This is a genomic window from Burkholderia sp. E168m15 (assembly GCF_016586105.1).
GTDB lineage: Bacteria > Pseudomonadota > Gammaproteobacteria > Burkholderiales > Burkholderiaceae > Burkholderia > Burkholderia orbicola.
In genome coordinates, this window is the sequence record NZ_BCPO01000086.1 from 1 (window position 1) to 18,502 (window position 18,502).

The following is an 18,502-nucleotide window of genomic DNA, read 5'->3' on the forward strand; positions in this document are numbered from 1 at the left end:
GCCGCGTCGGCCGCGGGCGCCAGCGCCGCGACACCCGGCCCCGCGACGAGCGGCGTGAAGTTCGCCGCGCCGCCGTCCGGCGACCTGCAGTACGACACGTTCTACAACGGCATGCAGAACATGATCGGCACGATCCACTGGCGCACCGACGGGCACACGTACGACCTGTCGGTGTCGATGCCCGTGCCGTTCGTGGGCCCGTTCACCTATCGCAGCGAAGGCCGCATCGATGCGTTCGGCGTCGCGCCCGACCGTTACGTCGAGAAGCGCGGCAAGCGGCCGGAAGACATCGCGATCTTCAACCGCGAGATCCGGCAAGTCGTGTTCACGCGCACGCCGAACAACGCGCCGCTGCCCGACGGCGTGCAGGACCGCTTCAGCATGCTGATGCAGTTGTCGGGGCTCGTGCGCGGCAATCCCGCCGCCTACAAGCCGGGCGTCACGCAGCAGTTCTTCGTGATCGACAACAACAGCGGCGAGACCTGGCCGATCACCGTGATCGGCGACGAGCAGGTGCAGACGCAGGCCGGCATCATCGCGGCGCGGCACTTCATGCGCCTGCCGCGGCGCGACGGCGACACGCGTCGCATCGACATGTGGCTCGCGCCGTCGCTCGGCTGGCTGCCCGCGCGACTCGTGCAGAGCGAGCCGAACGGGGCGCAGATCGAGCTGCTGTGGCACGGCCGCCTCGCCGCACCGAGCGTGCCTGCCGATGTCGCCCCGCCCGCCGGCGCAACGAACGCGCCTGCCGCCGCGCCGACACCCGATGCATCGCCCGCGCAGCCAGCGGAACCGGCGCAAGCGGCACCGCCCGCGACGCTGCAACCCCCTGCCTCGTCGACTGTCACACAGTGAACGCGCGTGAATCCGCGCCAATCGGCAATTTCGACCGATTACAGATTTCCCGGAAATGGCCGATGACACTCTTTAACAACTATTTCAGTCCACCGGCTCACAATGAGAAACGTTTGATAGACATCGGCTTCTAACCGATACACCCCACGCAACGGGAGAACGGGGTGTGCAGCGCAAGCCCCTTGAAACCGGCAAGGCTTGCCCCACCTAGGGGACAACAAGGCCAGATGCCACTGCGAAGAGGAGTGCCGCCATGCAAATGATCTACAACAGCCCCAACTACTGCGTCGTCGAATTTGCGCCGCAGGCCGGCCATCACCTGATGAATGCCGGCGGATACGAAATCGTCGACAAGAACGCGCAGCGCGAAATCTTCATCGACGGCGAACTTGCCGAACGATTCCGCGCACACGTGAAGCAGCTGATCGAGGATGAACCGTCGCTCGACGAGGTCGACGAATTCCTCGGACAATTCGACAGCCTGATGATGATGCCCGTCGTGCTGCACTGACGAGCGCGGCCCGGCGCGTCACGCGGCCGGGCCATTCGCCGCGCATCGATGCGGCGCCGCGTGCACTCCGATCCTGCCCCCGTCCGGCTCGCCGGCGGGGGCTTTCATTTGGCGGGCCGCCAGGCCGGCACGGCGAGGGCCCGCGCCCCCTTGACGCACCGGCTACAATGACGGTTTTCCGTCTTCGCCGGTCTTCCGCCCATGTCTGCGACTCCTCTCGCCGCTTCCGTCCCGCTCGACGCGCGCTACACGCGCGGCGCCGCCCTGCCCGCGCTGCTGAAATCGCGCATCCTGATCCTCGACGGCGCGATGGGCACGATGATCCAGCGCTACAAGCTCGACGAGGCCGCGTATCGCGGCGAGCGCTTCAAGGATTTTCCGCGCGACATCAAGGGCAACAACGAGCTGCTGTCGCTCACGCAACCGCAGATCATCCGCGAGATCCACGACCAGTACTTCGCGGCCGGCGCCGACATCGTCGAAACCAACACGTTCGGCGCGACGACCGTCGCGCAGGCCGACTACGGGATGGAAGATCTCGTCGTCGAGATGAACGTCGCATCGGCGAAGCTCGCACGCGAATCGGCCGCGAAATACGCGACGCCGGACAAGCCGCGCTTCGTCGCCGGCGCGATCGGGCCGACGCCGAAGACGGCCAGCATCTCGCCGGACGTCAACGATCCGGGCGCGCGCAACGTCACGTTCGACGAGCTGCGCACGTCGTACTACCAGCAGGCGAAGGCGCTGCTCGACGGCGGCGTCGACCTGTTCCTCGTCGAGACGATCTTCGACACGCTGAACGCCAAGGCCGCGCTGTTCGCGCTCGACGAGCTGTTCGAGGACACCGGCGAGCGCCTGCCGATCATGATCTCGGGCACCGTCACCGATGCGTCGGGCCGCATTCTGTCGGGCCAGACCGTCGAGGCGTTCTGGAATTCGCTGCGTCATGCGAAGCCGCTCACGTTCGGCCTGAACTGCGCGCTCGGCGCGGCGCTGATGCGCCCGTACATCGCCGAGCTCGCGAAGCTGTGCGACACCTACGTGTCGTGCTACCCGAACGCGGGCCTGCCGAACCCGATGAGCGACACCGGCTTCGACGAAACCCCCGACGTCACGTCGGGCCTGCTGAAGGAATTCGCGCAGGCCGGGCTCGTGAACCTCGCGGGCGGCTGCTGCGGCACGACGCCCGAACACATCGCCGAGATCGCGAAGGCGCTCGCCGACGTGAAGCCGCGTCGCTGGCCGAACCAGTACAGCGACAACGCCTGACCGACCGCCCCACGTCCTTCATCAAAAGAATTCGCACCGCCATGACCGATCACATGATGCGCCTTGCCGGCCTCGAGCCGTTCAACGTCACGCCCGGGACGCTCTTCATCAACGTCGGCGAACGCACCAACGTCACCGGCTCGAAGGCGTTCGCACGGATGATCCTCAACGGCCAGTTCGACGAGGCGCTCGCCGTCGCGCGCCAGCAGGTCGAGAACGGCGCGCAGGTGATCGACATCAACATGGACGAAGCGATGCTCGATTCGAAGGCGGCGATGGTGCGCTTCCTGAACCTGATCGCGTCGGAGCCGGACATCGCGCGCGTGCCGATCATGATCGACTCGTCGAAGTGGGAGGTGATCGAAGCCGGCCTCAAGTGCGTGCAGGGCAAGGCGATCGTGAACTCGATCTCGCTGAAGGAAGGCGAGGACGCGTTCCGCCACCACGCGAACCTGATCCGCCGCTACGGCGCGGCCGCGGTCGTGATGGCGTTCGACGAAACCGGCCAGGCCGATACCTACGCGCGCAAGACCGAGATCTGCAAGCGCTCGTACGACTTCCTCGTGAATGAAGTCGGCTTCCCGCCCGAAGACATCATCTTCGACCCGAACATCTTCGCGGTCGCGACCGGCATCGAGGAGCACAACAACTACGCGGTCGACTTCATCGAGGCGACCCGCTGGATCAAGCAGAACCTGCCGCACGCGAAGGTGAGCGGCGGCGTGTCGAACGTGTCGTTCTCGTTCCGCGGCAACGACCCGGTGCGCGAGGCGATCCACACCGTGTTCCTGTATCACGCGATCCAGGCCGGCATGGACATGGGCATCGTGAACGCGGGCCAGCTCGGCGTGTACGCCGATCTCGACCCCGAACTGCGCGAGCGCGTCGAGGACGTGATCCTAAACCGCCGCGACGACTCCACCGATCGCCTGCTGGAGATCGCCGACAAGTTCAAGGCAGGCGGCGCGAAGAAGGAAGAGAACCTCGAGTGGCGCAACCAGCCGGTCGAGAAGCGGCTCTCGCATGCGCTCGTGCACGGCATCACGACCTTCATCGTCGAGGATACCGAGGAAGTGCGCGCGAAGATCGCCGCGGCCGGCGGCCGTCCGATCAACGTGATCGAAGGGCCGCTGATGGACGGGATGAACATCGTCGGCGACCTGTTCGGCCAGGGCAAGATGTTCCTGCCGCAGGTCGTGAAGTCGGCGCGCGTGATGAAGCAGGCGGTCGCGCACCTGATCCCGTTCATCGAGGAAGAAAAGCGCCTGCTCGCGGAAGCGGGCGGCGACGTGCGCGCGAAGGGCAAGATCGTCATCGCGACCGTGAAGGGCGACGTGCACGACATCGGCAAGAACATCGTGTCGGTCGTGCTCCAGTGCAACAACTTCGAAGTGGTCAACATGGGCGTGATGGTCCCGTGCAACGAGATCCTCGCGAAGGCGAAGGTCGAGGGCGCAGACATCATCGGGCTGTCGGGCCTCATCACGCCGAGCCTCGAGGAAATGGCGTACGTCGCGTCCGAAATGCAGCGCGACGACTACTTCCGCGTGAAGAAGATTCCGCTGCTGATCGGCGGCGCCACGACGTCGCGCGTGCACACGGCCGTGAAGATCGCGCCGCACTACGAGGGCCCGGTCGTCTACGTGCCGGATGCGTCGCGCTCGGTGTCGGTCGCGTCGAACCTGCTGTCCGACGAAGGCGCGGCGAAGTATCTGGACGAGCTGAAGTCCGACTACGAACGCATCCGCGACCAGCACGCGAACCGCAAGGCGCAGCCGATGGTCACGCTCACCGAAGCACGCGCGAACAAGACCAAGGTCGACTGGGCCGGCTACCAGCCGGTGAAGCCGAAGTTCATCGGCCGCCGCGTGTTCAAGAATTACGACCTGAACGAGCTCGCGAACTACATCGACTGGGGCCCGTTCTTCCAGACCTGGGACCTCGCGGGCCCGTACCCGGCGATCCTGAACGACGAGATCGTCGGCGAATCGGCGCGGCGCGTGTTCTCCGACGCGAAGTCGATGCTCGCGCGCCTGATCCAGGGCCGCTGGCTGACCGCGAACGGCGTGATCGCGCTGCTGCCGGCCAATACGGTCAACGACGACGACATCGAGATCTACAGCGACGAGTCACGCTCGGAAGTGCTGCTCACGTGGCGCAACCTGCGCCAGCAGAGCGTGCGCCCGGTGGTCGACGGCGTGATGCGGCCGAACCGTTCGCTCGCCGACTTCATCGCGCCGAAGGAGTCGGGGGTGGCCGACTACATCGGGATGTTCGCGGTAACGGCCGGCCTCGGCGTCGACGTGAAGGAAAAGCAGTTCGAAGCCGACCACGACGACTACAGCGCGATCATGCTGAAGGCGCTCGCCGACCGTTTCGCGGAAGCGTTCGCCGAAGCGATGCACGCGCGCGTGCGGCGCGAACTGTGGGGCTATGCGAGCGGCGAGACGCTCGACAACGACGCGCTGATCGCCGAGAAGTACGCGGGCATCCGCCCGGCGCCCGGCTATCCGGCTTGCCCCGACCACCTCGTGAAGCGCGACATGTTCGACGTGCTGCACGCGGACGAGATCGGCATGAGCGTGACGGATTCGCTCGCGATGCTGCCGGCGGCGAGCGTGTCGGGTTTCTATCTCGCGCACCCGGACAGCCGCTACTTCTCGGTCGGCAAAATCGGGCAGGATCAGCTCGAAGACTACGCGCAACGCATGGCGCTGTCGCTGGACGACGCGCGCCGCGCGCTCGCGCCGCAACTGTAACCGCGTCGACTGCGGCGACCCGCCGCTTCCATCGCCACGCGCCCCGATCCAGGGGCGCGTCGCACAACGACTTGATTTATCAGGATAACTAATCTCAATAATCGAGATCGAAGTCCTGCAACGCCGGGCTTTCGGGCCAACGCGCGTGGGCGACATAACGCGCCCTTCTCCCTCAGTTCTTCCTGCCATGTCGACCTTCGAGATCCGGATCACCGAAACGCCAGCGGACAGCGCGAGCCCGTTCCCGCCGACGATCTACCGCGGCGAGCGCTGGGATCTGAGCCATCTGCGTCCGTTGGCATTCACCTGCGATCTGGAAACCGGCTTCGACGTGACGGTTCTGGTCCTGTTCTCCTGCCACTGCTTTACGCGCAGCCTCAAATGGGACGGACGCACCCGCGACACCATTCCGGATGACGAGATCTACGACGATGGCCGCGAAACGCGCGTGCTCTGCGCAGACCGGTACCGCGCGTCACGGGAGCTGCTGCGCGGCGTGATCGTCGGGCTGGCGACGCGCCGGATCGTCGTCGCGGATGAACGGCAACCCAATTTCGTGACGGTGGAAGCGGTCGCATCGGACGGCACGCAACGCGTGTATGCGGTGTTCTTCGAGGTTTCGAAGGACCGGATCAGGAAACGCCGGCTCATCCTGCGCGTACAGTCGGCCTACATGCTGGATGGCGGCCTGAACCGGCGCCAGCGGGAAGCCCGGAAAGTCGCGCTGCGCACGTTGCTGCGAGCAAGCCTCGAAGGCCGCAAGATCCGGGCGTAGAAAAACCAACGGCCGCCTTTCGGCAGCCGTCGCATGCGGGATTCTCTTTCCGTCGTTCGACGAAATACCCACTCCAGGTGGGACCCGGTTGCCCGGGCGGCGCTATGTTTTCGCACCCGCTTTCACATAGTCTTGCGTTGAATTATAAGGGATTTCATCCTTCGGTCAAGGCAGGCGCCGCGCTACCGCCCCGATTTCGCGCACGCCATCCGCTCGACATAAATTTTCATCAGACAAAAGAAAAAGCCCGCTCGAAAGCGGGCTTTTTCCTGTCTGGCGAACCTTTCGATCTGCCAAGCAAGGAAGAAGGAAGCTCAGAAGCCCCAGTGCACGTCGGCCTGGCCGGCCTTCGCTTCGCGCAGCATCGTCAGGAACGGCGCGACGCGTTGCGCCAGGCTCGGCGGCACTTCATGGTGCGCGTGGTCGGCTTCGTCCTCGTGGAAATGGCCGGCGTGCTCGGCGCGCTCCTGCTTCGCCTGCGCGACCGCGCCTTCCAGCTTGGCGATCGCGTGGTCCAGTTCGTCGTGCGTGATCACACCGCGCTCGCCCAGCTGCTTGCCGACGAGACCCAGCACATACACGGCGAAATCCTTCAGCACGTCGAGATCCTGTGCCGCCTTGCTCTTGAACGTAATCATGACAATTCCCTTTTCATCTTGTTGTGCCTGCGCGGCGCGGTTGGGGAACGCCGGCAGACCGGCGTCCGGCCTCGCGGACGCGGGCCGCCTGAGCGGCATATTAGCACCTGTTAAAATTCTGCGATCCCTGAAACGCGCGCTTAAAAAGCGTGCCGGCGGGCCGGCGTTTCCGGCCGCCACCAACGAAGCCTTCTACCAGCATGCTGCCAGCACACAAACAGACCCTCGAAGCCCTGCTCGCGGATAGCGTCAAGCAGGTCGCACACGCGCTGAAAGGCGCCGACGCAGCATTCGTCGCCCCCGCCATCACGCTGGAGCGCCCGAAGGTCGCCGCGCACGGCGACGTCGCGTGCAACGTCGCGATGCAGCTCGCGAAGCCGCTCGGCACGAATCCGCGCCAGCTCGCCGAGCAGATCGTCGCCGCCCTCACCGCGCAGCCGGCCGCGCAAGGCCTCGTCGAAGCCGCCGAGATCGCCGGGCCCGGCTTCATCAACCTGCGCCTGTCGGCCGCCGCGAAACAGGCGGTGATCGCCGCCGTGTTCGAGCAGGGCCGCGCGTTCGGCACGTCGGATCGCGAGAAAGGCAAGCAAGTGTTGCTGGAATTCGTGTCGGCCAACCCGACCGGCCCGCTGCACGTCGGTCACGGCCGTCAGGCCGCGCTCGGCGACGTGCTCGCGAACGTGATCGCGAGCCAGGGCTACGCGGTGCACCGCGAGTTCTACTACAACGACGCGGGCGTGCAGATCGGCAACCTGGCGATCTCGACGCAGGCGCGCGCGCGCGGCCTGAAGCCGGGCGACGCGGGCTGGCCGGAAGCCGCGTACAACGGCGAGTACATCGCCGACATCGCGCGCGACTACCTGAACGGCGAAACGGTCGCCGCATCCGACGGCGAGCCGGTCAAGGGCACGGGCGACGTCGAGGATCTCGACGCGATCCGCAAGTTCGCGGTCACCTACCTGCGTCGCGAGCAGGACATGGATCTGCAGGCGTTCGGCGTGAAGTTCGACCAGTACTACCTCGAGTCGTCGCTGTACAGCGAAGGCCGCGTCGAGAAGACGGTCGACGCGCTGGTCAAGGCCGGCATGACCTACGAGCAGGACGGCGCGCTGTGGCTGCGCACGACCGACGAAGGCGACGACAAGGATCGCGTGATGCGCAAGTCGGACGGCACGTACACGTACTTCGTGCCGGACGTCGCTTACCACGTGACGAAGTGGGAGCGCGGCTTCACGAAGGTGATCAACATCCAGGGTTCGGACCACCACGGCACGATCGCGCGCGTGCGCGCCGGCCTGCAGGGGCTGCATATCGGTATCCCGAAGGGCTATCCCGACTACGTGCTGCACAAGATGGTCACCGTGATGCGCGACGGCCAGGAAGTGAAGATCTCGAAGCGCGCGGGCAGCTACGTGACGGTGCGCGACCTGATCGAATGGTCGGGCGGCGCGGCCGCGGGCCAGGAAGCGGCCCCCGACCTGATCGACGAGGCAACCATCACGCGCGGCCGCGACGCGGTGCGTTTCTTCCTGATCTCGCGCAAGGCCGATACCGAGTTCGTGTTCGACATCGACCTCGCGCTGAAACAGAACGACGAAAACCCGGTCTATTACGTCCAGTACGCGCATGCGCGGATCTGCTCGGTGCTCAACGAACTGAAGTCGCGCTACAACGTCGACGTCGCGCAACTGCCGGGCGCCGACCTGTCGCAGCTGACGAGCACGCAAGCGGCGTCGCTGATGCAGAAGCTGGCCGAGTATCCGGACATGCTCACGCACGCAGCGAACGAGCTGGCACCGCACGCGGTCGCGTTCTACCTGCGCGATCTCGCTGGCGAATTCCACTCGTTCTACAATGCGGAGCGCGTGCTGGTCGACGACGAGGCGCCGCGCAATGCGCGCGCCGCGCTGCTCGCCGCGACCCGGCAGGTGCTCGAGAACGGCCTGGCGGTGCTCGGCGTATCCGCGCCCGCCAAGATGTAAGGATGTCAGCGCGGCCCCGAACCGGGCCGCGAATGGCTGCGGCAGCGGCCGCCGTCGGATGCGCGTCGTCGGATACCCGCCGCAGCCTTTTCACGATTCTTTTTGCAGGTGACTCAAGCAATGGCACAACCACGCCGAACTTCGAAGCAGTCGAAACAAGCCGGAGGGACATTTCTTGGAATCGTGCTGGGCCTGATCGTCGGCCTCGCAATCGCCGTGGTGGTGGCGCTCTACATCACGCGTTCGCCGTCGCCGTTCGTGTCGAAAGTCGCGCCGCCGCCGGCCGACAACGGCGCGAGCCAGCCGCAGCAGTTCGACCCGAACCGCGCGCTGCAGGGCAAGACGCCCGGCCAGCCGGTGCCGCAGGCCGCGCAATCGGCGCCGCCGAACACCGCGCCCGGCCAGGCCGCGAACCAGACCCAGGGCGGCCTGCTGCCCGAGCCGCAGATCGTCGAAGTGCCGCCGTCGGGTAACACGAACGGCGCCACCGGCTCGAGCAACACCACCGCGTCGAACACGCCGTCGTCGGGCAACGGCGTCGCCGTCGCGCCGAAGCCGGCCGATACCACGCCGCCGCCGAAGAAGACGCAACAGGCGCAGCAACAGCAGCAAGGCGGCGAGGACGACCTCGCCCGCTTCGCCGCGCAGAAGCAGGCGCAACAAGCCGCCGCGCAAAAGCAGCAGCAACAGCAGCAGGCCGCGAACACGCCGAAGCCGACGTCGTCGGCCGGGGCCGCGGCAGCAGCAGCGGCGAAGCCGCCGACCGCGAACGACGCGAACACCGGCTACTTCCTGCAGGTCGGTGCGTACAAGACGGAAGGCGATGCCGAGCAGCAGCGTGCGCGCCTCGGCTTCCAGGGCTTCGAATCGAAGGTGTCGAAGCGCGACGTCAGTGGCGTGACCTATTTCCGCGTGCGGGTCGGCCCGTTCTCGAAGTTCGAGGATATGAACTCGGCCCGCCAGCGCCTGTCCGATGCAGGTGTCGACACGGCGGTGATCCGCTTCACGAAGCAGTAAGCCAACCGGCCGAGCCCACGCAGAACCCGTTACGTTCCGTAACCCGAGCAACTGATTCGACGTTCACAACATGAAAAAACTGCTTAGCACGCTCCTTCTGTCCCTGGGCCTGGCCGCCGGCCTCGCCCAGGCTTCGCCCGCCGCGCCGGCCGCCGGCAAGGACTTCGAGGTGATGAAGTCGCCGCAGCCGGTATCCGCGCCGGCCGGCAAGGTCGAGGTGATCGAGTTCTTCTGGTACGGCTGCCCGCACTGCTACGAATTCGAGCCGACGATCGAGGCCTGGGTGAAGAAGCAGGGCAACAACATCGACTTCAAGCGCGTGCCGGTCGCATTCCGTGACGATTTCCTCCCGCACTCGAAGCTGTTCTATGCGGTGTCCGCGCTCGGCATCTCCGAGAAGGTCACGCCGGCGATCTTCAACGCGATCCACAAGCAGAAGAACTACCTGCTGACGCCGCAGGCGCAGGCCGACTTCCTGGCCACGCAGGGCGTCGACAAGAAGAAGTTCATGGACGCGTACAACTCGTTCAGCGTGCAGGGCGAGGTGAACCAGTCGGCCAAGCTGCTGAAGGACTACGCGATCGACGGCGTGCCGACGGTCGTCGTCCAGGGCAAGTACAAGACGGGCCCGGCTTACACGAACAGCATCCCGGGTACCGCGCAGGTGCTCGACTTCCTCGTGAAGCAAGTTCAGGACAAGAAGCTCTGATCCCCGTCCGCGCGCCGGCATGACTACTCCGCTGAAGGTCTTCATCACCGGCGCGTCGAGCGGCCTCGGCCTTGCGATGGCCGAGGAATACGCCCGCCAGGGCGCCACGCTCGCCCTCGTCGCGCGACGCACCGATGCACTCGATGCGTTCGCGCGGCGGTTCCCGAAGCTGTCCATCTCCGTCTATTCCGCCGACGTGCGCGACGCCGAGGCGCTCGCGACGGCCGCCGCGTCGTTCATCGCCGCGCACGGCTGCCCCGACGTCGTGATCGCGAACGCGGGCATCAGCCAGGGCGCCGTCACGGGCCAGGGCGATCTCGCGGCGTTCCGCGACGTAATGGACATCAACTACTACGGGATGGTCGCGACGTTCGAGCCGTTCGTCGGCCCGATGACGGCCGCGCGCCACGGCACGCTGGTCGGCGTCGCGAGCGTCGCCGGCGTGCGCGGCCTGCCCGGCTCCGGCGCGTACAGCGCGTCGAAATCGGCCGCGATCAAGTATCTGGAAGCGCTGCGCGTCGAGCTGCGCCCGGCCGGCGTCGGCGTCGTGACGATCGCGCCCGGCTACATCCGCACGCCGATGACCGCGCACAACCCGTACCGGATGCCGTTCCTGATGGACGCCGATCGCTTCGCCGCGCGTGCGGCACGCGCGATCGCCCGGCAGCACGCATTCCGCGTGATTCCGTGGCAGATGGGCGTCGTCGCGAAGGTGCTGCACGTGCTGCCGCGCTGGCTGTACGACCGCCTGTTCGAAAAGGCGCCGCGCAAGCCGAAGGCCGGCGCGCACTGAGCGCGTCGTGGATCCCGGCGCACGTCTCGCGCCGGGGCGCGGCTTGATCGCCGCGGTCGGATCGCGCGGAGCCGAGCGGATTCCCGCCCTCCTGCGTTTCTGCGTTTCTGCGTTTCTGCGTTCTTGCGTTCTTGCGTTCCCGCGTTCCGGACTCCGTGGCGCACCACATGTCACGCATCGCTGGCGCGATCGTATCTGTTTCGTCGCTCGAGTCGCGCCACGCATGTGCTCAGCGCCTCGCGTTCGACCGCCGTCTCGGCGCCGTTGCCTCGCGCATCGCTCTTGACCTGCCCACACCGCCGCCCCAACACGCATTCCGTCGCGAACGCAGCCGTTTTTCGGTCAATTCACCGCGTTCCGGCGCCTTTTTTCGCGCGTCGCACGCTTTGACGGTATGCTATTCGCCAGCCGCGTCGGCCCTGCCCGCTTCCGGGCCGCGCCTGCCTCCGTCATTCAGCGAAAAACACACGCCACGTGGGAGATCCTATGCACGTCAAGCTGTTCGCCGCGGCCGCCGTGGCCACGGCCCTCGCCGCCCTTGCCGTCCCCGGCCTCGCCGCCGCCAAGCCGCTCACCGTCTGCACGGAATCGAGCCCGGACGGCTTCGACGTCGTGCAGTACAACTCGCTCGTCACGACCAACGCATCGGCCGACGTGATCTTCAACACACTCGTGTCCTACGACGAAGCCGCGAAGAAGGTCGTGCCCGCGCTCGCGGACAAATGGGAAGCGAGCGCCGACGGCCTCACGTACACGTTCCACCTGCGCCCGAACGTCGCGTTCCAGACCACCGACTATTTCAAGCCGGGCCGTGCGCTGAACGCGGACGATGTCGTGTTCACGTTCACGCGGATGCTCGACGATGCGAATCCGTGGCACAAGGTGGCCGGCGCGAGCGGCTTTCCGCACGCGCAGTCGATGGGCCTCGTGAAGCTCGTGAAGTCGGTCACGAAGGTCGACGACAGCACGGTGAAATTCGTGCTGAACGAGCCGAACGCGACCTTCGTGCCGATCCTGACGATGGGCTTCGCGTCGATCTACTCGGCCGAATACGCGGACCAGCTGCTGAAGGCCGGCAAGCAGGCCGACCTGAACGCGAAGCCGGTCGGCACCGGCCCGTTCGTGCTGAAGAGCTACACGAAGGACGCGCTGATCCGCTACGACGCGAATCCGACGTACTGGGGCGCGAAGCCGAAGGTCGACCGGCTGATCTACGCGATCACGCCCGACCCGTCGGTGCGCCTGCAGAAGGTGAAGGCCGGCGAATGCCAGATCGCGCTGTCGCCGAAGCCGCAGGACGTGCTCGCCGCGAAAGGCGAAAGCGCGCTGAAGGTCGTGCAAACGCCCGCGTTCATGACCGCGTTCGTCGCGCTGAACACGCAGAAGAAGCCGCTCGACAACGACAAGGTGCGCGAGGCGCTGAACCTCGCGTTCGACCGCGCGACCTACCTGAAGGTCGTGTTCGACAACACCGCGACGGCCGCGAACAACCCGTATCCGCCGAATACGTGGAGCTATGCGAAGGACGTCGCGCCGTATGCGTACGATCCCGCGAAGGCGAAGCAGTTGCTCGCGCAGGCAGGCTTCCCGAACGGCTTCTCGACCACCATCTGGACGCGCCCGACCGGCAGCGTGCTGAACCCGAACCCGAAGGTCGGCGCGGAACTGCTGCAGGCCGACCTCGCGAAGATCGGCGTGAAGGCCGAGGTGAAGGTGATCGAATGGGGCGAGCTGATCAAGCAGGCGAAGCTCGGCCAGCATGACATGCTGTTCATGGGCTGGGCCGGCGACAACGGCGATCCGGACAACTACCTGTCGCCGCTGTTCAGCTGTAATGCGGTGAAGTCGGGCATCAACTTCGCGCGCTTCTGCGATGCGCAGCTCGACAAGCTGATCGCCGACGGCAAGTCGACCGCCGACCAAGCCAAGCGCGCGAAGCTCTATGAAAGCGCGCAGAAGATCATCCACGACCAGGCGCTGTGGATCCCGCTCGGCTACCCGACCGCGGCCGCGTTGACGCGCACGAACGTGAGCGGCTATCACGTGAGTCCGTTCGGACGGCAGAACTTCACGACGGTCGCCATGCAGTAACCGTGCGTGGCGCGCAAGCGACGGCGTGCACGCCGCTCGCTTGCGGCCCGCGCGCCGCGCTTGCTACACTGCGCGCCTGTTCCTCATACCGGACGCCAGCCAAAGTGAACCACTAAGCCTTCCCGAAATGTTTTCGCCGCCCGTGCCACGCACGCCGCGCGCGAAGGTCTTCACGCATTTTTGGAGGTGCTCATGGCTGCTGCCACGCCCACCGGCGCGCTCGTCGCGCTTCATCACGTTTCCTTCCGCTTCGACGACGGCATCACGCTGTTCGATTCGCTCGACCTGTCCATCGATCGCACGCCCACCGGCATCGTCGGCCGCAACGGCGTCGGCAAGAGCCTGCTCGCGCAACTGATCGCCGGTTGCCGTACACCCAGCGCGGGAACGATCGAGCGGCATGCGCACGTCGTCTACGTCGCACAGCAGCATGATCATGACCGCGACGACACGGCGGCGGCGGCCCCGCGGACCGTCGCGCAGATCGCCGCGCTCGATGCACCGCTCAGCGCGCTCGCGCGTCTCGCGGACGGCCACGCAACACCGAACGACTTCGACCTGATCGGCGATCGCTGGGATCTCGCGGAACGCCTGCGCATGGCACTCGACGCGGCCGGCCTGCACGACGTCCACGCCGACACGCCCGCGCACGCGCTAAGCGGCGGCCAGGTCGCACGCGTGGCGCTGATCGGCGCGCTGCTGTCCGGCGCCGGCCTGCTCGTACTCGACGAACCGACCAACCATCTCGATGCACCGGGCCGCGCGTGGCTGCGCACGGCGCTCGACGGCTGGCGCGGCGGCGTCGTCATCGTCAGCCACGACCGTGCGCTGCTCGCCGGCGTGCAACGCATCGTCGAGCTGACGCCGCACGGCGCGCGTTCATATGGCGGCAACTATGCGCTCTATCGCGCGCAGCGCGACGCGGAACAGGACGCCGCGCACGCGGCGCTCGACCATGCGCGCACCGAGCGCGGGCGCGTACGGCGCAGGCTCGAACAGGAACACGACACGACCCAGCGTCACGCGGCCGCGTCGCTGCGCGACGCGAAGACGGCCAACCTGTCGTCGATGGCGCGTCAGAGCCGCAAGGGCGCCGCGCGCGCGATCATGGGGACCGTCCGGCGTCATCAGAGCGACTTCAAGGCGACGCTCGACGCGCGCGTGCAGGAAGCGGCCGCGCGCGTCGAAGCCGACGCACCGGTGCTGGTATCGCTGCCGGGCACCGAGGTCAGCGCGCGCCGCCAGCTGTTCACGCTCGAACGCGCGCAACTGCCGTGGCGGGTGGCGGGCGACGCCGACGCGATCACGTGGTCCGCAAGCGGCGCCGTGCGCATCGCGCTGACAGGCCCGAACGGCTGCGGCAAGTCGACGTTGCTGAGAATGCTCGCGGGCGAGCTCGCGCCGCGTTCGGGTACCTGCACGACGCACGTGAGCGCCGCGTATCTCGACCAGCGGCTCGCGCTGCTCGACGCCGAGCGCTCGATCGTCGAGCAACTGGGCCTGCTCGATACGCCCCTTGCCGAAGGTGATCTGCGCAGCCGTCTCGCGCTGCTGCAACTCGACGCGACGCGTGCGACGCAACCCGCGCGGCAACTGAGCGGCGGCGAACGGCTGAAGGCCGCGCTCGCGTGCGCGTTGTGGCGCGGCACGCCCGCGCAACTGCTGCTGCTCGACGAGCCGACCAATCACCTCGATCTCGAATCGGTGCGGGCGATCGAAGCGGCGCTGGCCGGCTTCCCCGGCGCGATCGTGGTCGCGTCGCACGACGCCGCGTTTCTCGCGGCGCTCGAACCAACGCACACGATGCAGTGGCATCGCGACGGATGGCGTTACGAACCCGTCGCGTAAGCGCTACGAAGAACGCTCAGCCCGCGGTACGGAACCGCAGCACCCCGTCGTCGCCCTGCTCGCGCACGAGTTCGCCCGCGAGCCACAGCAGGTTCAGGTGCGCAAGCGCCTCGCCGAGCGCGAACGTCATCTGGTGGATATCGAGCTCGCGGCGGCGGAACATGATCGGCACGATATCGGCCGCGCTCATCGACTGCTCCGCACACGCGACGCGCACCTCGGCCAGGCGCGCATCGTGGTGTTCGCGCAGTTGCGCGATGCGTGTGCGCACGCCGCGGAACGGCTTGCCGTGCGACGGCAGCACGAGCGTGTCGGGCGCCATCGTCTCGTAGCGGCCGAGCGATTCGAGGTACAGCGCGAGCGGGTTCGCTTCCGGTTCGAGGTCGAACACCGACACGTTCGTCGAGATGCGCGGCAGCACCATGTCGCCGGAAATCAGCACGCCGTCCGCTTCGCTGTGGAGCGCGCAATGTTCAGGCGAATGGCCGAAGCCGGTGACGACGCGCCACGTGCGCGCGCCGATCGTCACCGCGTCGCCTTCGCGCAGGCGCCGGTAGCGCGGCGGCACGGCCGGCACGAGGTCCGCGTAGTAGCTGCGGCGGTTGCGCAGCTTGTCGAGCGCGGCCGGATCGGTCAGCCCGTGGCGCGCGAAGTGATCGGCGGCGGCCGCGCCGCCCGCGTTCGATCCGTTGCCGGCCGCCATCAGGCAGCCGAACATATATTCGCCGAGCGTCATCCACAGCCGCACGTTCCAGCGGCCCTTGTCACCGCCTTCGCACAGCCAGTTCGCGAGGCCGAAGTGATCGGGGTGGCAGTGCGTGACGAGCACGCGCAGCACGGGCAGGCCGTCGAGCTGCGTGTCGAAGATCTGCTCCCAGTGCGTGCGGATCACGTCCGACGCGATCCCGCAATCGACCACCGTCCAGCCGGCCTGCCCGTCGATCTCGTCGCGCAGCAGCCAGAGATTGATGTGATCGAGCGAGAACGGCAGCGGCATGCGCAGCCAGCGCACGCCGGGCGCGACCTCGAACGTGTCGCCCGCGGCGGGCAGCTTATCGGCGAAGGGGTAATCGAGTTGGTGTTCCAGGGCGTTCATCGGTGGGGCGTCTCGTCGTTATCGGTGCGAATGCGCGCCGGCGGCACGCGCGGCGGGCGGTGCGTCGATTCTATCGCCGTCGCGAGAAAGACGTGCCCGGCGCCCGGCGGCCCGTCAAAAAAAGTTCGTGTCAGAATCGGTTCCGTACCCGTATCTTTACGCGAAGTTGCACCGAACGGCCCCTAACGGCGAGCAACACGCCGATTGGCGACCGCTCACGCGCCCCGCCGAAAGTCATTGAAACGCCGACTTGGGCGCTAAAATGGCGGGTGCTTACAGCCCCTTGAACGAGCCTGCACGCGATGAATCACTTCCCCAAACTGCTGTCGTCGCAGATCGGTTTCGACGTCGCGCAGACGATGCTCGAATACTTCGATCGCCATTACCGGATCTTCCGCGAAGCGGCGGTCGATGCGAAGACGCTGTTCGAGCGCGGCGACTGGCACGGGCTGCAGCGGCTCGCGCGCGAGCGGATCACGTCGTACGACGAGCGCGTGAAGGAATGCGTCGAGGTGCTGGAAGACGAATACGACGCGGAGAACATCGACGACGAAGTGTGGCAGCAGATCAAGCTGCACTACATCGGCCTGCTCACGTCGCACCGCCAGCCCGAGTGCGCGGAAACCTTCTTCAATTCGGTGTGCTGCAAGATCCTGCACCGCTCGTATTTCAGCAACGATTTCATCTTCGTGCGCCCGGCGATCTCGACCGAGTATCTGGAGAACGACGAGCCGGCCGCGAAACCGACCTACCGCGCGTACTATCCGGGCACCGACGGGCTCGCGGTCACGCTCGAGCGCATCGTCACGAACTTCCAGCTCGACCCGCCGTTCGAGGATCTCACGCGCGACATCGGCTGCGTGATGCAGGCGATCGACGACGAATTCGGCCACTTCGACGAAGCGCCGAATTTCCAGATCCACGTGCTGTCGTCGCTGTTCTTCCGCAACAAGAGCGCGTACATCGTCGGCCGCATCATCAACGCCGACCGCGTGCTGCCGTTCGCGGTGCCGATCCGCCACGTGCGCCCCGGCGTGCTCGCGCTCGACACCGTGCTGCTGCGCCGCGACCTGCTGCAGATCATCTTCAGCTTCTCGCATTCGTACTTCCTCGTCGACATGGGCGTGCCGTCCGCGTACGTGGATTTCCTCTGCACGATCATGCCGGGCAAGCCGAAGGCCGAGATCTACACGTCGGTCGGGCTGCAGAAGCAGGGCAAGAACCTGTTCTACCGCGACCTGCTGCACCATCTGTCGCATTCGAGCGACCGCTTCATCATCGCGCCCGGGATCAAGGGCCTCGTGATGCTCGTGTTCACGCTGCCGTCGTTCCCGTACGTGTTCAAGATCATCAAGGACCACTTCCCGCCGCCGAAGGAAACGACGCGCGCGCAGATCATGGAGAAGTACCAGCTCGTGAAGCGCCACGACCGCCTCGGGCGGATGGCCGACACGCTCGAGTATTCGAGCGTCGCGCTGCCGCTCGCGCGGCTCGATCACGCGCTCGTGCGCGAACTCGAGAAGGAAGTGCCGTCGCTGCTCGAATACGAGGACGACAAGCTCGTGATCAAGCACCTGTACATCGAGCGCCGGATGACGCCGCTGAACCTGTACCTGCAGAACGGCAGCGACGCGGACGTCGAGCACGGCGTGAAGGAATACGGCAACGCGGTGAAGGAACTGATGAAGGCGAACATCTTCCCCGGCGACATGCTGTACAAGAACTTCGGCGTCACGCGCCACGGCCGCGTCGTGTTCTACGACTACGACGAGATCGAATACCTGACCGACTGCAACGTGCGGCGCGTGCCGCCGCCGCGCAACGAGGAAGACGAGCTGTCCGGCGAACCGTGGTATACCGTCGGCCCGCACGACATCTTTCCGGAGACCTACGGGCCGTTCCTGCTCGGCGACCCGCGCGTGCGCAGCGTCTTCATGAAGCATCACGCGGACTTTTTCGACCCCGCGCTGTGGCAGGCGAGCAAGGACAAGCTGATGCAGGGCGAATTGCCCGATTTTTATCCGTACGACGCGACCCTGCGTTTTTGCGTGCGCTACCCCGCGCGCTTCGGCGCGACGGGCGAGAACGACGGCGCAGGCGACGCGCAGCGCGCCGCCTGACGCCGGTAACACCCGATCCGATATCGACTTGATTTCCGC

Annotated in this window: 14 protein-coding genes; 12 read left to right on the forward strand and 2 right to left on the reverse strand. The window is 66.5% G+C overall.

Annotation, left to right across the window (positions count from 1 at the left end; all coding sequences use genetic code 11):
• The 5 genes from JMF86_RS14535 to JMF86_RS14555 form a co-directional block, all read left to right on the forward strand.
• The coding region (locus JMF86_RS14535; RefSeq protein ID WP_201317028.1) for a DUF3108 domain-containing protein at positions 1-855 on the forward strand (855 nt) is incomplete at its 5' end.
• 253 nt (positions 856-1,108) lie between these two features.
• Complete coding sequence (locus JMF86_RS14540; protein ID WP_006477667.1) at positions 1,109-1,366, forward strand: DUF3567 domain-containing protein; 258 nt, start codon at positions 1,109-1,111, stop codon at positions 1,364-1,366.
• Positions 1,367-1,567: 201 nt separating this feature from the next.
• Positions 1,568-2,635 carry a homocysteine S-methyltransferase family protein gene (locus JMF86_RS14545; protein ID WP_006477666.1) on the forward strand — a complete coding sequence of 356 codons (1,068 nt, stop codon included), beginning with the start codon at positions 1,568-1,570 and terminating at the stop codon, positions 2,633-2,635.
• A gap of 29 nt (positions 2,636-2,664) precedes the next feature.
• Positions 2,665-5,394 carry a methionine synthase gene (metH, locus tag JMF86_RS14550; protein ID WP_372237119.1) on the forward strand — a complete coding sequence of 910 codons (2,730 nt, stop codon included), beginning with the start codon at positions 2,665-2,667 and terminating at the stop codon, positions 5,392-5,394.
• Between the two features lie 187 nt (positions 5,395-5,581).
• A complete protein-coding gene (locus JMF86_RS14555; RefSeq protein WP_054928091.1) occupies positions 5,582-6,169 on the forward strand; it encodes a hypothetical protein in 588 nt (195 codons plus the stop codon).
• Positions 6,170-6,483: 314 nt separating this feature from the next.
• Here the strand turns inward: JMF86_RS14555 and JMF86_RS14560 are convergent, their stop codons facing one another.
• Positions 6,484-6,807 (reverse strand): DUF1840 domain-containing protein, encoded by a 324-nt coding sequence (locus JMF86_RS14560; RefSeq protein WP_006489103.1) that lies wholly within the window; start codon positions 6,805-6,807, stop codon positions 6,484-6,486.
• A gap of 200 nt (positions 6,808-7,007) precedes the next feature.
• Between JMF86_RS14560 and argS the strand changes: the two genes are divergently transcribed.
• From argS to JMF86_RS14590, 6 genes are all read left to right on the forward strand, one after another.
• Positions 7,008-8,789 (forward strand): arginine--tRNA ligase, encoded by a 1,782-nt coding sequence (gene argS, locus JMF86_RS14565; protein WP_054928092.1) that lies wholly within the window; start codon positions 7,008-7,010, stop codon positions 8,787-8,789.
• Positions 8,790-8,909: 120 nt separating this feature from the next.
• On the forward strand, positions 8,910-9,806 hold the full coding sequence (locus JMF86_RS14570) for an SPOR domain-containing protein (RefSeq protein WP_027809035.1): 897 nt from the start codon (positions 8,910-8,912) through the stop codon (positions 9,804-9,806).
• A gap of 70 nt (positions 9,807-9,876) precedes the next feature.
• Complete coding sequence (locus tag JMF86_RS14575) at positions 9,877-10,515, forward strand: thiol:disulfide interchange protein DsbA/DsbL (protein WP_011694426.1); 639 nt, start codon at positions 9,877-9,879, stop codon at positions 10,513-10,515.
• 19 nt (positions 10,516-10,534) lie between these two features.
• Positions 10,535-11,308 (forward strand): SDR family oxidoreductase, encoded by a 774-nt coding sequence (locus tag JMF86_RS14580; protein WP_077180394.1) that lies wholly within the window; start codon positions 10,535-10,537, stop codon positions 11,306-11,308.
• 486 nt (positions 11,309-11,794) lie between these two features.
• Complete coding sequence (locus tag JMF86_RS14585) at positions 11,795-13,399, forward strand: ABC transporter substrate-binding protein (protein ID WP_054928094.1); 1,605 nt, start codon at positions 11,795-11,797, stop codon at positions 13,397-13,399.
• A 192-nt stretch (positions 13,400-13,591) separates the two neighbouring features.
• Positions 13,592-15,247, forward strand: a complete 1,656-nt coding sequence (locus tag JMF86_RS14590) for an ABC-F family ATP-binding cassette domain-containing protein (protein WP_054928095.1) — start codon at positions 13,592-13,594, stop codon at positions 15,245-15,247.
• 16 nt (positions 15,248-15,263) lie between these two features.
• Here the strand turns inward: JMF86_RS14590 and JMF86_RS14595 are convergent, their stop codons facing one another.
• Positions 15,264-16,343 (reverse strand): MBL fold metallo-hydrolase, encoded by a 1,080-nt coding sequence (locus JMF86_RS14595; RefSeq protein WP_054928096.1) that lies wholly within the window; start codon positions 16,341-16,343, stop codon positions 15,264-15,266.
• 302 nt (positions 16,344-16,645) lie between these two features.
• On the opposite strand from JMF86_RS14595, the gene aceK reads away from it, so the two are divergent.
• On the forward strand, positions 16,646-18,463 hold the full coding sequence (gene aceK, locus JMF86_RS14600; RefSeq protein ID WP_054928097.1) for a bifunctional isocitrate dehydrogenase kinase/phosphatase: 1,818 nt from the start codon (positions 16,646-16,648) through the stop codon (positions 18,461-18,463).
• The last annotated feature ends 39 nt before the right edge of the window (positions 18,464-18,502 follow it).

Coding starts and splice junctions, on each gene's coding strand:
- JMF86_RS14540 (WP_006477667.1), top strand. CDS start 1,109: ATGCAAATGATCTACAACAGCCCCAACTACTGCGTCGTCGAATTTGCG.
- JMF86_RS14545 (WP_006477666.1), top strand. CDS start 1,568: ATGTCTGCGACTCCTCTCGCCGCTTCCGTCCCGCTCGACGCGCGCTAC.
- JMF86_RS14555 (WP_054928091.1), top strand. CDS start 5,582: ATGTCGACCTTCGAGATCCGGATCACCGAAACGCCAGCGGACAGCGCG.
- JMF86_RS14560 (WP_006489103.1), bottom strand. CDS start 6,807: ATGATTACGTTCAAGAGCAAGGCGGCACAGGATCTCGACGTGCTGAAG.
- argS (WP_054928092.1), top strand. CDS start 7,008: ATGCTGCCAGCACACAAACAGACCCTCGAAGCCCTGCTCGCGGATAGC.
- JMF86_RS14570 (WP_027809035.1), top strand. CDS start 8,910: ATGGCACAACCACGCCGAACTTCGAAGCAGTCGAAACAAGCCGGAGGG.
- JMF86_RS14575 (WP_011694426.1), top strand. CDS start 9,877: ATGAAAAAACTGCTTAGCACGCTCCTTCTGTCCCTGGGCCTGGCCGCC.
- JMF86_RS14580 (WP_077180394.1), top strand. CDS start 10,535: ATGACTACTCCGCTGAAGGTCTTCATCACCGGCGCGTCGAGCGGCCTC.
- JMF86_RS14585 (WP_054928094.1), top strand. CDS start 11,795: ATGCACGTCAAGCTGTTCGCCGCGGCCGCCGTGGCCACGGCCCTCGCC.
- JMF86_RS14590 (WP_054928095.1), top strand. CDS start 13,592: ATGGCTGCTGCCACGCCCACCGGCGCGCTCGTCGCGCTTCATCACGTT.
- JMF86_RS14595 (WP_054928096.1), bottom strand. CDS start 16,343: ATGAACGCCCTGGAACACCAACTCGATTACCCCTTCGCCGATAAGCTG.
- aceK (WP_054928097.1), top strand. CDS start 16,646: ATGAATCACTTCCCCAAACTGCTGTCGTCGCAGATCGGTTTCGACGTC.